This window comes from Telluria sp. ZB2R32 (assembly GCF_059685715.1).
On sequence record NZ_JCASIG010000002.1, the window covers coordinates 747,983 to 761,541 of the forward strand.

At 66.6% G+C, this 13,559-nt stretch carries 10 protein-coding genes; 6 read left to right on the forward strand and 4 right to left on the reverse strand.

All coding sequences use genetic code 11. The features are described 5' to 3' along the window. Window positions 1–17 precede the first annotated feature (17 nt). The 3 genes from AC56LG_RS08320 to AC56LG_RS08330 are packed head-to-tail and all read right to left on the reverse strand — an operon-like array spanning window position 18 to window position 5,196. Window positions 18–2,627 carry an EAL domain-containing protein gene (locus tag AC56LG_RS08320; RefSeq protein WP_497165627.1) on the reverse strand — a complete coding sequence of 870 codons (2,610 nt, stop codon included), beginning with the start codon at window positions 2,625–2,627 and terminating at the stop codon, window positions 18–20. Further along, a complete protein-coding gene (locus AC56LG_RS08325; RefSeq protein ID WP_497165628.1) occupies window positions 2,624–4,642 on the reverse strand; it encodes a sensor histidine kinase, YfiR-like protein-associated in 2,019 nt (672 codons plus the stop codon). Before AC56LG_RS08325 ends, AC56LG_RS08320 begins: the two co-directional genes overlap by 4 nt. Then, window positions 4,639–5,196 carry a TOL_0243 family YfiR-like periplasmic protein gene (locus AC56LG_RS08330; protein ID WP_497165834.1) on the reverse strand — a complete coding sequence of 186 codons (558 nt, stop codon included), beginning with the start codon at window positions 5,194–5,196 and terminating at the stop codon, window positions 4,639–4,641. The genes AC56LG_RS08325 and AC56LG_RS08330 overlap by 4 nt, the downstream gene beginning before the upstream one ends. A 305-nt stretch (window positions 5,197–5,501) precedes the next feature. On the opposite strand from AC56LG_RS08330, the gene AC56LG_RS08335 reads away from it, so the two are divergent. Genes AC56LG_RS08335 through AC56LG_RS08350 form a run of 4 tightly spaced genes read left to right on the forward strand, consistent with a single transcriptional unit; the run spans window position 5,502 to window position 10,515 of the window. After that, the gene (locus AC56LG_RS08335) at window positions 5,502–5,984 is read left to right on the forward strand and encodes a CinA family protein (protein ID WP_497165629.1); all 483 of its coding nucleotides are present in this window, start codon (window positions 5,502–5,504) and stop codon (window positions 5,982–5,984) included. After that, the gene (locus AC56LG_RS08340; RefSeq protein WP_497165630.1) at window positions 5,984–6,937 is read left to right on the forward strand and encodes a metallophosphoesterase family protein; all 954 of its coding nucleotides are present in this window, start codon (window positions 5,984–5,986) and stop codon (window positions 6,935–6,937) included. Before AC56LG_RS08335 ends, AC56LG_RS08340 begins: the two co-directional genes overlap by 1 nt. Window positions 6,938–6,982: 45 nt before the next feature. Continuing rightward, the gene (locus tag AC56LG_RS08345) at window positions 6,983–9,835 is read left to right on the forward strand and encodes a M16 family metallopeptidase (protein ID WP_497165631.1); all 2,853 of its coding nucleotides are present in this window, start codon (window positions 6,983–6,985) and stop codon (window positions 9,833–9,835) included. A gap of 14 nt (window positions 9,836–9,849) precedes the next feature. Then, window positions 9,850–10,515 carry a class I SAM-dependent methyltransferase gene (locus tag AC56LG_RS08350; protein WP_497165632.1) on the forward strand — a complete coding sequence of 222 codons (666 nt, stop codon included), beginning with the start codon at window positions 9,850–9,852 and terminating at the stop codon, window positions 10,513–10,515. A 224-nt stretch (window positions 10,516–10,739) separates the two neighbouring features. Here the strand turns inward: AC56LG_RS08350 and glf are convergent, their stop codons facing one another. Further along, the gene (gene glf, locus AC56LG_RS08355; RefSeq protein WP_497165633.1) at window positions 10,740–11,894 is read right to left on the reverse strand and encodes a UDP-galactopyranose mutase; all 1,155 of its coding nucleotides are present in this window, start codon (window positions 11,892–11,894) and stop codon (window positions 10,740–10,742) included. A 364-nt stretch (window positions 11,895–12,258) separates the two neighbouring features. On the opposite strand from glf, the gene AC56LG_RS08360 reads away from it, so the two are divergent. Both AC56LG_RS08360 and AC56LG_RS08365 read left to right on the forward strand, forming a co-directional pair. Then, window positions 12,259–12,579 carry an ArsR/SmtB family transcription factor gene (locus tag AC56LG_RS08360; RefSeq protein ID WP_497165634.1) on the forward strand — a complete coding sequence of 107 codons (321 nt, stop codon included), beginning with the start codon at window positions 12,259–12,261 and terminating at the stop codon, window positions 12,577–12,579. Beyond that, window positions 12,576–13,544 carry a cation diffusion facilitator family transporter gene (locus AC56LG_RS08365; RefSeq protein ID WP_497165635.1) on the forward strand — a complete coding sequence of 323 codons (969 nt, stop codon included), beginning with the start codon at window positions 12,576–12,578 and terminating at the stop codon, window positions 13,542–13,544. Before AC56LG_RS08360 ends, AC56LG_RS08365 begins: the two co-directional genes overlap by 4 nt. The last annotated feature ends 15 nt before the right edge of the window (window positions 13,545–13,559 follow it).

The window sequence follows — 13,559 nt, forward strand, 5'->3', positions numbered from 1 at the left end:
TATACACAGAACACGGTCTAGCCGCCCACCCTACGGGTCTGTTCAGGCGATAGAATTTCCGCACCCGCCGTCCGCGGCACGCGCCGGTCGTCATACGGCCCGTGCTCCATCCAGTAATGCCGGAATGCCAGCCGCACGTTGTTGCGCAATTCCGTATCGTTCCACGGCTTCGTATAAAACTTGTAGATCGAGCCGCGGTTGATCGATTCGAGCACGGTCTTCACGCCCGTGTAGCCGGACAAAATGATCCGCATCGTGTCCGGATACATCTCCTTGACCTTGCTGAGGAATTCGGTGCCGCTCATGGCCGGCATGCGCTGGTCGCACATCACGACCTGCACCCGGTACAGCGCCAGCAGCTCGAAGGCTTCGGTCGGGGTCGGCGCGGTCAGGACCCGGTAATTGTCGCGCCGTAGCAGGCGGTGCAGCGCACTGAGGGTATCGACGTCGTCGTCGACCACCAGGATCGTCTGCACCCGGCTGTCGTCGAAGGTCTCTGCGTCCGGCGTCTCGCGGTTCTTGCGGATCAGCTGGGCCAGTTGCGCGGCCGGCAGCGCGCGCGAAAAGTGAAAACCCTGGATTTCGTCGCAGCGGTGGCGCCGCAAGTAGGCCATCTGGGCGCGCGTCTCGACGCCCTCGGCGATCACCTGCATGTGCAGGCTGTGCGCCATGCTGACGATGGCCAGCGCAATCGCCGCATCGTCCGGGTTGGTGACGATGTCGCGCACGAAGGCGATGTCGATCTTGAGCTTGTCGATCGGGAAGCGTTTTAGATAGGCCAGGCTCGAATAACCGGTGCCGAAGTCGTCGATCGCGATGCGGATGCCGAGCATCTTGAGCCGCTCGAGCACCTCGATGGTGCGCTCGGCATTGGTCATCAGGGCGCTTTCGGTCAGTTCCAGTTCGAGCATGCCCGGCTCGATGCCGTGGCGCTCGAGCGCGGCGCGCACCACGCCTTCCAGGTCGCCTTCGACGAACTGGCGGCTCGACACGTTCACCGCCACCCGCACCTCGCGCACGCCCTGCGCGTGCCACTCGGCGATCTGGCGGCAGGCTTCGTCGATGATCCAGTCGCCGATACGCACCACCATGCCGGTCTCTTCCAGCACCGGCACGAATTCGGCCGGATACACCAGGCCGTGGCCGGGCCGGTTCCAGCGCAGCAGCGCCTCCACGCCGCACACACGCCCGGTCGACAGTTCGAGCTTGGGCTGGTAGTGCAGCACGAACTGGTTGCCCTCGAGCGCGCCGCGCAGCGCCACTTCCAGGTCGAGCCGCGCCAGCACCTGCACGTTCATGCCGGCGGTGAAGAAGCGGTAGCCGTCGCGGCCCGCCTCCTTGGCGCGCACCATCGCGGTGTCGGCGTATTTCACCAGCGTGCCCGGCTCGACCGCGTCGTCCGGGTACATGGCAATGCCGATGCTGGCCGTCAGGATCGCCTGCTGGCCTTCGAGGTCGAAGGGCGCGCGCAGCGCTTCGCGGATCTCGTTGGCCAGGTGCGCCGCTTCGTCCTGCTGCTCGCGCGTCATGCTGAGGATGACGGCGAATTCGTCGCCGCCCAGGCGCCCGACCGAGCCGCGCTGCCCGCGTACCCGCACCAGCCGCTCGCTGAACTGGCGCAGCAGTTCGTCGCCCAGCTTCGGCCCGAGCGAATCGTTGACGATCTTAAAACGGTCGAGCGTGATGAACAGCACCGCCACGCGCCAGGCCTTGTCTTGCGCCAGCTCGATCGTCTCGCGCAGGTTCTGGAAGAACAGCGTGCGGTTCGGCAGCCCGGTCAATGCATCGAAACTCGCAAGGTGTTTCAGGTGCTGCTGCGCCTGCAGGCGTTCGCTGATGTCGCGCGCCACGGCAATCAGCAGTTTGCTCGAACCGGCCTCGGTCCACTGCCAGCTGATCTCGACCGGTACCGCGCCTTCTCCGCCGACGCGCAGCAATTCGGTTTCGGCGATGTCGGTCTCGTGCGCGGCGCCGTTGGTGGCCAGGTGGCGCTCCAGTTGCGCCTTGGTGGTCAGGCCCAGCGCCACCGGATCGATGCGCAGCAGCGCCTCGCGCGAAAAACCGAGCATGCGGCAGGCGCCGTCGCTCACATCCACCAGCGCCAGGCTGGCCGCATCGACCAGGAAGATGCCGTCGCTGGTCGCATCCATCGCACTGCGGAAGCGCCCCAGCGCGGCGGTCCGTTCGCGCACGGTGCGCTCCAGGCGCGTGCCGTATTCGCGCGACTCGCGGTGCATCAGGCGCACTTCGAGCAGGTTGCGGATGCGCGTCATCACCTCGACCGTGTCGAGCGGCTTGCCGATGAAGTCGCGCGCGCCCGCTTCCAGCGCCGCCAGTTTCTTGTCCGGTTCGGCCGTCACCACCAGCACCGGCAGCCAGGATTCGCTTTCCAGCGGCTTTAACGCTTCCATCACCTGGAAGCCATCCATGTGCGGCATGTGCAGGTCGAGGATGATCAGGTCGAAGCGGTATTTCAGGTGCAGCGACACGACCTGGCGCGGGTCGGTCGTGCTGTGCACATTTTCGTAGCCGGTGGTTTTTAATAAGTATTCGAGCAGCTGCACGTTGACCGGCTGGTCATCGACCACCAGCACCCGCGCACGGCGCACGTCGGCGGGCGTGATCACGGCGCACCTCCCGCGGCAGGTCCGTTCCTGTGCGCCAGCGCGATGTCGACCACCTCGTTGAACTGGTCGATGTCGATCGGCTTGGTCAGATAGCGGAAGAAGCCGGCCGCGAGGCCGCGTTCGACGTCGCGCGGCATGGCGTTCGCCGTCAGTGCGATCACGGGAATGTCTTTCGTGGCCGGCTCGCGCTGGAGCTGGGCCAGCACTTCCAGGCCGCTCATGCCGGGCAGGTTTACGTCCATCAATATGAGCTCGGGGTGGTGCGCGCGCGCCAGCGACAGCCCGAGCGGGCCATCGCCGGCAGCCAGCAGGCGCAGGTCAGGGCGAAAGCGCACGATTTCCTCTACCAGTTTCAGGTTGGCCGGATTGTCTTCGACATACAGCAGCAGGTGCGATGCGTCGCTCGCGTTTGTCGCGGCCACCGCGTCGCGCTGGACACCCGTGGCCGCGTTCGAGGCCAGCGGCACCGTCGTGCCCAGCTCGATCGTAAACACGCTGCCCACGCCGGGGCTGCTCGACACATCGATCGTGCCATCCATCAGCTCGACGAGGCGGCGCGTGACGACCAGGCCGATGCCGGTGCCTTCCTGGGCGCCCGCTTCCTGGCCGAGCCGGTTGAAGGGCTGGAACAGGTCGTCGACCTGGTCGGGACGCAATCCCATGCCGGTGTCCTGGATCGAGATGCGCAGGCGGTTCGGCCCCGCCGGTGCGCAGTCAAGCACCACGGCGCCGGCGTCGCGGTTGTACTTGATGGCGTTCGACAGCAAATTGAGCAGCACCTGCTTCAGGCGCGTGCGGTCGGCCAGCAGCACCGCACCCACCTGCTGCGGGAACAGCATGCGGATGCCGCGCGCCGCCGCCAGCGGTTCGATCATGCTCTGGCATTCGCCCAGGATCTCGCCCAGCGCCACCGGCTCCATCGACAGCGTGATGGTGCCCGACTCGACCTTGGCCAGGTCGAGGATCTCGTTGATCAGCGTGAGCAGGTGGCGTCCGGATTTGAGGATGTGGTTGGCGAATTCCTTCTTTTGCGCCTCGCTCGTCGGCAGCGACTGCGAGGTCAGGATCTGGGCGAAGCCGAGGATCGCATTCAGCGGCGTGCGCAGCTCGTGGCTCATCGACGAGAGGAAGGCCGATTTCGCCTGGTTCGCCTTGCGCGCCTCGTCGATGGCGTTGGCCAGTTCGGCGTTCGCCAGCGCCAGCTGCAGCGTGCGTTCGTCGACGCGCTGTTCGAGCTGCTCGTTCAGGCGCATCACTTCCTGCTGGCTGCGCGAACGCTCGGCCTCGCCGCGCACGATGGCGGCGTTCGAGTCTTCCAGTTCGCGCGTGCGCTGCTCGATCTCGGTCAGCATCGCATTGAACGAGTCGGCCAGCTCGGCCGCCTCGTCGTTGCCGACGCGCGGCGCGCGGCGCGAATAGTCGCGCGTGGCGACGACGTCGCGCGCGATCTCGGTGACGGCGACGATCGGCGCCGTGATCACCCCGCCCATGCGCCGCATGACGAGCCAGGCCGTGCCCATCGCCAGCAGCATCACCCCGAGCGCAATGGCGAGGTAGTCGAGCGTGCGCGCCAGCATGCGGTTTTCGGCGCGCAGCCAGACGGTGCCGACCGTCTCGCCGTTTTCGACGATCGGGCGGAACAGCGCCACGTACTGGCCGTCGCTCTGCACGCCGCTGCTTTGCGGCTGCGGCGGGAACACGCCGCCCTCCTTGTGCGCCGAATAGGAAGCGAACAGGCGACCGCGCTCGTCGTAGATCGCGGCCGCCCCGACCATCGGCCGGGTGCGCAGCAGCGCCAGGTTTTCGCCCGCCAGGCGCGGATCGTCGAACGCCAGCGCGGCCGAGGTCATGTGCCCGACCAGTTCGGCCTGGGTCGAGAGGTCGTTCAGGAGCGAGCGCTGGTAGCTGCGCAGGTCATAGGCGATGATCAGGCCGACCGACACCAGCAGCGCGGCGAAGGTGGTGGCCATCACGACCACCACCAGTTTCTTGCGGATCGACGTGCGCCGGTTCATGACGCTCCCGTCACGCGCAAGGCGGCCGCCAGCAGGCGCGCGCTGATGCGCAGGCGGCTCGGCGCGACCTGGCCGAGCGCCACCTCGAAGCGCAGGCGCTCCTCGGCGGCGACGAAGCGGATCATGCCGGCAGGCGTGCCGGGCGCCGGGTTGGCGGCGTCGCTGACGGTCAGCAGCGGCAAGCCGCGCGTGCCGGCCAGCAGTGCGGCGCCATCCGGGCCGGCGCCGTACAGCATGTGCAGGCCAGCTGGCGAATCGCCACGCTGCAGGCGCCGCACGGCGAGCGGATGGCCGCCCACGCTGCGCCTGGTGGCCACCTGCTCGAGCTGGTCCGCCAGCGCATCGTTGCCGGCCACGCCGATCAGCAGCGGGCTGTCGGGCCGGGCGAAGGCCGAGGCCGGCCAGTCGACGAAGCTGGCGAACTTGACCAGGTAGGCGGTTTTCACCTGCAGCTCGAGACGGGCGTCGGCCCGCGCCGGCTGTGCGCAGGCGAGCAGCCACAGGGCGAGGAGGAGCGGGTGTACGCAACGCACGGCCCGGACGGCGAGCGCCATCACGATCGGTCCGGTCCTACCCGGGAGCACGTGAAAAATGCAGGCGGCATAAGAATTCTGTTGAAAAAAAGAAACGCGGCGGAAACCGCCGCGTTGCAGCATAGCAGCCCAGCGAATGCTCGTGTCGCACGGGACATTTCTTCTACAAGCTATACCCACGCTGGTTGTGGCATTCCGACAGCCCGGCCGGGAACGCATGCAAGTTTGCCACACCGGTCGGCAGCGCGGCGCGCTAGAATGAATCACGCGCGGCCACCCGCTGTCGCGCCGCCGGGTGCGCCCGGCGCCACCTGAAGGAGCTGCACGTGACGAACGACTTGATCGATCTTGCAACGAAAGTGGGCATGGCGCTGCAAGCCAAACGCCTGGTGCTGGCAACGGCCGAATCCTGTACCGGCGGCGGCGTGTCGCAGGCGGTCACCGAAATCGCCGGCTCGACCGGCTGGTTCGAATGCGGGTTCGTGACCTATTCGAATTCCTCGAAAACGGAAATGCTCGACGTGCCGGCGGCGCTGATCGCCCAGTTCGGGTCGGTCAGCGAAGAGGTTGCGGGCGCCATGGCCGAGGGCGCACTGTCCAACAGCAACGCCGACGTTGCCGTTTCCACCACCGGCATTGCCGGCCCGACCGGCGCGGTACCGGGCAAACCGGTCGGCACCGTCTGTTTCGGCTGGGCACGCGGCGACACCACCCATACCGAACGCCTGGTGTTCCAGGGCGACCGCCAGGCCGTGCGCGAGCAGACCGTGGCGCATGCGCTGCGCGGGCTGTTGCGCTTTATTGAATAGTGAGGCGGCGCCAACCAGGCGCCTCGCTGCCCGCCTGGGTGCTGGGTGCGGCGGCGGCGGCAGGCGCCTGTGCTGCATTTGCCACACCTGCTGCCGCGCCGTCCGCGGGTGTTCCCCACATCCAGACCGTGTACGCCGTCGGCGACATCGCCCGCTGCAAGCATCCCGACCCGCGCTGGTCGGGCGCCGCCGACACGGCCGCCGTGGTCGGCGCCGGACTGGCCGCCGACCCGCAGGCGGTCGTGCTGACCCTGGGCGACCACACCTATCCGCGCGGCACCGCCAGCGAATTCGCCAACTGCTACGATCCGACCTGGGGCCGCTTCAAGGAGCGCACCTGGCCTTCTCCCGGCAACCACGAGTACTACACGAAGGATGCGGCGCCCTACTTCGCCTATTTCGGCAAACGCGCCGGGCGCGGCTATTACAGCCTGCGCCTGGGCCAGTGGCGCATCTATTCGCTCGACAGCAACCTGAAGGGCGCCGCCCAGGCGCGCCAGCTGGCCTGGCTGAAAGACGAACTGACACGCGACACTGCGGCCAGCGCGGATGCGCCGCCCTGCACGCTGGCATTCTGGCATCATCCCCTGTACAGTTCGGGCGGCCACGGCAGCGTGCCGACGATGCGCGCCGCCTGGGTGCTGTTGCAGCAGGCCGGCGCCGAGCTGGTGTTGTCCGGCCATGACCACGACTACGAGCGCTTCGCGCCGCAGGACGCGCACGGAAAAGCCGATCCACGCGGCCTGCGCCAGTTCGTGGTCGGCACCGGCGGCGCCTATCCGACGCCCTTCCTGCGCTGGCGCGCCAACAGCGAAACCCGCGACGCCAGCCGCAACGGCGTGCTGCGCCTGCGGCTATATGCGGGCGGCTACGACTGGGAATTCCTGGAAGCGACCCCACCTCAGCTACCGAACGCCTCGCCGCCGGACCGCGGCAGCGCGCGCTGCCATTAAGCGTCACCGATCTATTCGCATCACCCTATTCTTTTGGAGCATTACATGAAAACCCGCCCACTGGTTGCCGCATCGCTGCTGATGGCCGCCCTCAACGGCGCCGGCGCGCAGGGCGGCGGGGGCAGCGCCGCCAGCTCGGCTGCGGCCACCGAAACGACGCTAACCGGCATCCCGAACATCGCCTTCGACAAGTACACGCTGCCCAATGGCTTGCAGGTGATCCTGGTCGAAGACAAGCGCCTGCCGCTGGTGGCGGTGAACGTCTGGTACCACGTCGGCCCGGCCAACGAGGTGCCGGGCCTGACCGGCTTCGCCCACCTGTTCGAGCACATGATGTTCGCCGGCAGCAAGCACCTCCCGCGCGGCCTGGCCGACCGCCTGATGGAAGGCGCCGGCGCCAGCGACAGCAACGGCAGCACGGACTACGACCGCACCAATTACTACGATACCGTGCCCTCGAACCAGCTCGAACTGGCGCTGTGGGTGCATGCCGACCGCATGGGCTACCTGCTCGACGTGCTCGATCAAAAATCGCTGACCAACCAGCAGGACGTGGTGCGCAACGAGCGGCGCGACACGGTCGAGAACGAACCCTACGGCATTGTCGAAGAAGCGCTGAACCACGCGCTGTTCCCGCAAGACCACCCCTATCGCGCCTCGGTGATCGGTTCGCACGCCGATATCCAGAACGCGAAGCTGGCCGACGTGCGCGATTTCTTTACGCGCTACTACGGCCCGAACAACGCCAGCATCGTGATCGCCGGCGACATCGACAAGGTGAAAACGCGGGCGCTGGTGGCGAAGTATTTCGGCAGCCTGCGCCGCGGTCCGGCCGTGCAGCGGCCGCAAGTGAAAACGCCGCCGATCACCGCCGAGCGGCGCCTGGTGGTGCCGGACCGGGTCGAACTGCCGCGCGTGTACATGGGCTGGCTCACGCCGCCCGCCTACCAGCCGGGCGACGCCGAACTGGCGGTCGCCGCGCAAATCCTCGCCGGCGGCAAGTCGAGCCGGCTGTACAAATCGCTGGTCTACGAGAACCAGATCGCCCAGGACGTCGACGCCAACCAGGATGCGCGCGCACTCACGTCCGCCTTCCTGATCGAGGTGACGGCGCGCGCCGGCCACACCCCTGCCGAACTCGAAAAGGCGATCGACGCCGAACTGGCCGCCCTGCGCGACCAGGGTCCGACCGAAGCGGAGGTCACGCGCGCGCGCAACCAGATCGAGACGGCGATCGTCAGTTCGCTCGAAAAACTGGGCGGCGACGGCCTGGCCGACCAGCTCAACCACTACAACCAGTACACCGGCGACCCCGGCTACCTGGCGCAGGACGTGGCGCGCCTGCGCAGCATCACGGCGGCCGACGTCCAGCGCGCGGTGCGCACCTGGCTACAGCCGCGTGCGCGCGTGCTGGTCGCCGGCGTGCCCGGCATTCCCGACCTGCCGCCCGATCCGCCGGCGCCGAAGCCGCCGAAAGCCCGCCCCGGCCCCGGCATCGGCGGCATCAACGAAGCCGAAGCCTGGCGCGCGCAGATGCCGCAAGCGGGGCCGGCCCCGCGCATGAAACTGCCGCAAGGCGAAAGTTTTAAACTCGCCAACGGCCTGACCGTGATCCACCATTACAACCCGGCGCTGCCGCTGGTGTCGGCCGAACTGGTGGTGCGCAGCGGCTCGGACGCCAATCCTCCCGCGCTGCCCGGCCTGGCCGGTTTTACGGCACAGATGCTGACCGAGGGGACCGCCACCCGCAGCGCGCCGCGCATCGCCGACGAAATCGCGCAACTGGGCGCCTTCATGGATGCCGACAGCAGCACCGGCGGTTCCAGCGTCTCGCTGCTGTCGCTGCGCGCCAACTTCGACGCCGCGCTCGCCGTGCTGGCCGACGTCGTGCAGCACCCGGCCTTTCCGACCGCGGAAGTCGAGCGCCAGCGCGCCAGCCGCCTGGGCGAGTTGATGCAGCAACGCGACGACCCCGAACTGATCGCGGCGCTGGCCGCCGCCGGCGCCCTGTACGGCCCGCGCCACCCGTATGGTTACGGCCAGCTGGGCACCGAACCGGCGATCCGCGCCGTCACGCGCGAAGACCTGATCGGCTTCTGGCGCCGCCACTACGTGCCGGGCAATGCGGCGCTGGTGGTGGCGGGCGACATCGCGCAGGGCGACCTCAAGGCGCTGGCCGAGGCGCGTTTCGGCGCCTGGAAGAGCGCGCCGGTGCCGCCGCCGGTAGCTGCCAGGCCGGCCACGACCGAAGCGCGCGTGGTGCTGGTCGACCAGCCGGGCGCCGGCCAGACGGCGCTGCGCCTGACTGCCCTCGCCGCCGAGCGCAAGACACCGCTGTATCCGGCGCTCGAGGTCATGAACGCCGCCTTCGGCGGCCTGTTCACCAGCCGCATCAACCAGAACCTGCGCGAAGACAAGGGCTATACCTATGGCGTCTACTCGGGTTTCAGGTATGACCGCGCGCCGGGCCCGTTCATCATCGCCGGCAGCGTGCGCGCCAACGTCACCGGAGCGTCGGTGAGCGAACTGTTAAAGGAAGCGCAGGCGATGATCGACCAGCCGCTGGCGCCGGCCGAACTGGCGGGCGCGCGCAATGCCGAACTACTGTCGCTGCCGAACCGGTTCGAGACGAACGCCGACATCGGCGCCAGCCTGGCCGAAGCCTTCGTGTTCGACCTGCCGCTCGATTACTACAGCGCCCTGCCGGCGCGCCTGGCCGCCGTCAGCGCGGCCGACGTGCAGGCGGCTGCCAGGCGCTACCTCGATCCGGCGCGGCTGACGGTCGTCGCCGTGGGCGAGCGCAAGAAGATCGCGCCGCAGCTCGACAAGCTGAAACTGGGGCCGGTCGAGGTGCGCGATAGTGAAGGGCAACTGCGTGAAGGCCAACCACGGCCATGAAGGAGGAGACCAGCGTGCTGACCGATGAAAAAATCCTGCAGTCCTGGTCGCGCAACACCGATCCGTGGGTAGCCGCCGTGCGCGGCAAGGAAATCGCCAGCCGCGCGCTGGTGACGGATGCGGCCATCGTCGACGCGGTGCGCTCCCGCGCGCCACGCACCGGCGTCGACCTCGGCTGCGGCGAAGGCTGGCTGGTGCGCGCGCTGCCGGAAGTGGAGATGGTCGGCGTCGATGCGATTGCCGGCCTGGTCGAGGCGGCGCGTTCTGGTGGCGGCGGCGAGTTTCGGGTGATGTCGTATGAAGAGATCGCGGCCGGCCACTTGCAGCTCGCGGTCGATATCGCCGTCTGCAATTTTTCGCTCATCGGCGAAGCCGCCACGGCCGGCCTGCTGCGCGCGGCGCCGAGCTACCTGCGTCCCGGCGGCACGCTGATCGTGCAAACCGTGCATCCGCTCATCTCCTGCGGCGATGCGCCCTATGTCGACGGCTGGCGCGCAGGCAGCTGGGCCGGTTTCAGCAGCGATTTTACCGATCCGGCGCCCTGGTATTTCCGCACGCTGGCGAGCTGGGTCAGCCTGTTCGTCGACAGCGGCCTGCGTGTGACAAGCCTGCGCGAACCCGTTCACCCCGAAACCGGCAAACCGGTGTCCTTGATTCTGATGGGCCAGCTGCCGGATTAACACCTCGTAGGGTGGGCACTTGTGCCCACGCGGTCGTGCCGATGCGCTGGTATAACGCTGCCCGCAACCGCTAACGATTGCTACGTGGTCGCGGGCTCTCACCTGTCGTACCGCGTGGGCACGAGTGCCCACCCTACAGTGCACAACCGTCATCGCCATTTTTTGATATTGCGGGTACAAAAAAGCCCGTCATGCGACGGGCTTTGATTCCTGCACTATCTCGATCAGGCCAGCGGATCGATGACGAACGCCGGCATCGCTGCCTTCTCCTGCGCGCACGCCAGGAATTTATCGGCCGTGATCAGCGCTTCGTTGATCGTGACGTCCATATCCAGGTAGCGGTAGGTACCGAGTCGGCCGACGAAGGTGACGTTCGGTTCCTTCTTCGCCAGGTTGACGTACAGCTCGAGCTGCTGCTTGTCGCGCGCCAGGCGGATCGGATAGTAGGGGATGTCCTTCTCTTCGCACTGGCGGCTGTATTCCTTGTAGCAGATAGTCTTTTCGTGCTTTTCCCACGGCGAGAAGTGCTTGTGCTCGGTGATGCGGGTATAGGGCTGGGCGTCGTCGCAGTAGTTGATGACCGCGTTGCCCTGGTAGTCGCCGGTGGCGCGGAAAGTTTCGAAGTCGAGCGTGCGGTATGGCAGGCGGCCTTCGGCGTGCTTGAACCAGGCGTCGATCGGGCCGCTGTAGAAGACGTGTTCGTACTCGGACTTCACGTCCGGATCGAAACGGGTATTCAGGTGCACGGTCACGCCCGGCACGTTGATGATGTTTTCGACCAGCGCCGTGTAGCCGTCGGCCGGCATGCCCTGGTACTTGTGGCTGAAATAATTGTCGTCGTAGTTGAAGCGCACCGGCAGGCGTTTCAGGATGCTGGCCGGCAGTTCGCTCGGCTCCAGGCCCCACTGCTTGACCGTATAGGTCTTGAAGAAGGCTTCATACAGTTCGCGGCCGACGAAACGCAGCGCCTGCTCTTCGAAGGTCTGTGGGTCGACGATCGACTTGTCGCCCAGCGAGGCCAGAAATTCTTCCGCTTCGGCCGGACCCATCGTTTTATTGAAGAACTGGTTGATCGTCAGCAGGTTGATCGGCAGGGTGAACACCTGGCCCTTGGTGATGGCTTTGACGCGGTTCACGTACGGTTTGAACTCGGCGTAGCGGTTCACGAATTCCCAGGCACGCTCGTTGTCGGTGTGGAAGATGTGGGGGCCGTATACGTGCAGCATGACGCCGGTTTCGGCATCGCGCTCGGAGTGGCAGTTACCTGCGATATGGGAACGCGATTCGAAGACTTCGACGGTATAGCCAGCTGCAGCAAGCTGGTTGGCAATCACAGCTCCGGAAAATCCAGCGCCGACAATGGCGATTTTCTTGTTCATGTGTGTCTATCCTAAACTGTTGATTGGTGATGAACGCGGGAGGCACAGTCCAATACCTGGCTGGACCGAACCTCAAATGTATTTCCGCGTGTTAATTCAAACGGCCGACAGATGGCACCGAACTACGCCGATTTGCTGAGCTTTGGAAATTTTCTTATGACACGCTTCGACAGAGCCTGGCCGTTCTATTTATTAATACACCGACAATTATATGCTGGCTTGCGGGTTTACCCCTGTTCGATTGACAGGGGCGGCGCGGCTTGCCGAACTCGGCCGAAACGCGCACCCAGACTGGTTTTCAGCAGACATTGACTTGCCGAACCGAGCAGTCTGATCTAACATGTGAACATCTATTCACATGTTAATGATGACCAGACCCGACACGCCCGACGACGCCATCGACCAGCTGGCCGACCTGTTCCACCTGCTGGGCGATCCAACCCGCCTGCGCATCGTGCTGGCCTGCCTGGCGCAGCCGACGGCGGTGGGAGACATTGCCGCCACGCTTGCACTGTCGAGCTCGCTCGTGAGCCACCATTTGCGCCTGCTGCGCGCGGCGCGCATCGTGAAAGCCGAGCGCCAGGGCAAGCAGGTGTTCTACGCCGCCGCCGACGCCCACATCAGCACCCTGCTCGCCACCATGTTCGAGCACATCGCCGAACCCACCAACGGAATGGACGCATGAGCCACGACCACACCCACGATCACCATGAGCACCAGCACGGCCACGGCCACAGTCACGGCCATGGCCACGGCCATCATCACCACCACGTCCCCGAACCCGGCCACGGGCGCGCCTTTGCGCTGGCGATCGGCATCAATGCCATCTTCGTCGCCATCGAATTCGTCTATGGTTTCCTCGCCCACTCGACCGCGCTGATGGCCGATGCCGGGCACAACCTGTCCGATGTGCTGGGGCTGGTGCTGGCCTGGGGCGCGGCGGTGCTGGCCAAGCGCGCCCCGAGCGCGCACTACACCTATGGTTTGCGCGGTTCGTCGATCCTGGCGGCGCTGGGCAATGCCTTGCTGCTGCTGTTCGCCTGCGGTGCGATCGCCTGGGAAGCCCTGCACCGCTTCGCGGCGCCGGCGCCGGTGGAAGGCGTCACCGTGTCGGTGGTGGCGGCGATCGGCGTGGCCATCAACGGCTTCTCGGCCTGGCTGTTCATGGCCGGCAGCAAGGGAGATTTGAACATCCGCGGCGCCTACCTGCACATGGCGGCCGACGCCGCGATCTCGCTCGGCGTGGTGATCTCGGGACTGGTCATCATGGGCACTGGCTGGACCTGGCTCGACCCGCTGGTGAGCTTGCTGATCGTGCTGGTGATCGTGGTCGGCACCTGGTCGCTGCTGCGCGAATCGCTGCGGCTGGTGATGGCGGGCGTGCCCGCCAACGTCGACGCGCCCGCGATCACGCGCTTTCTCGCCGCGCAGCCCGGCGTGGCCGGTGTGCATGACCTGCACATCTGGGCGATGAGCACGACCGAAACGGCGCTGACCGCGCACCTGGTGATGCCGGAGGGTTATCCGGGGGACCGCGTGGTCGAAGAGATCGTCGCCGCGCTACGCAAGAATTGCGCAATTCACCACTGTACGCTGCAGATCGAGCAGGGAACGCTCGAACACGGCTGCGCCCTGGGCGCACAGACTTAAGACGGTTGGCAGGAC

Bases quoted from the DNA above. Each gene is read 5' to 3' on its own strand.
- AC56LG_RS08325 (WP_497165628.1), bottom strand. From the start codon at position 4,642: ATGAACCGGCGCACGTCGATCCGCAAGAAACTGGTGGTGGTCGTGATG.
- AC56LG_RS08330 (WP_497165834.1), bottom strand. From the start codon at position 5,196: ATGGCGCTCGCCGTCCGGGCCGTGCGTTGCGTACACCCGCTCCTCCTC.
- AC56LG_RS08345 (WP_497165631.1), top strand. From the start codon at position 6,983: ATGAAAACCCGCCCACTGGTTGCCGCATCGCTGCTGATGGCCGCCCTC.
- glf (WP_497165633.1), bottom strand. From the start codon at position 11,894: ATGAACAAGAAAATCGCCATTGTCGGCGCTGGATTTTCCGGAGCTGTG.
- AC56LG_RS08360 (WP_497165634.1), top strand. From the start codon at position 12,259: ATGATGACCAGACCCGACACGCCCGACGACGCCATCGACCAGCTGGCC.
- AC56LG_RS08365 (WP_497165635.1), top strand. From the start codon at position 12,576: ATGAGCCACGACCACACCCACGATCACCATGAGCACCAGCACGGCCAC.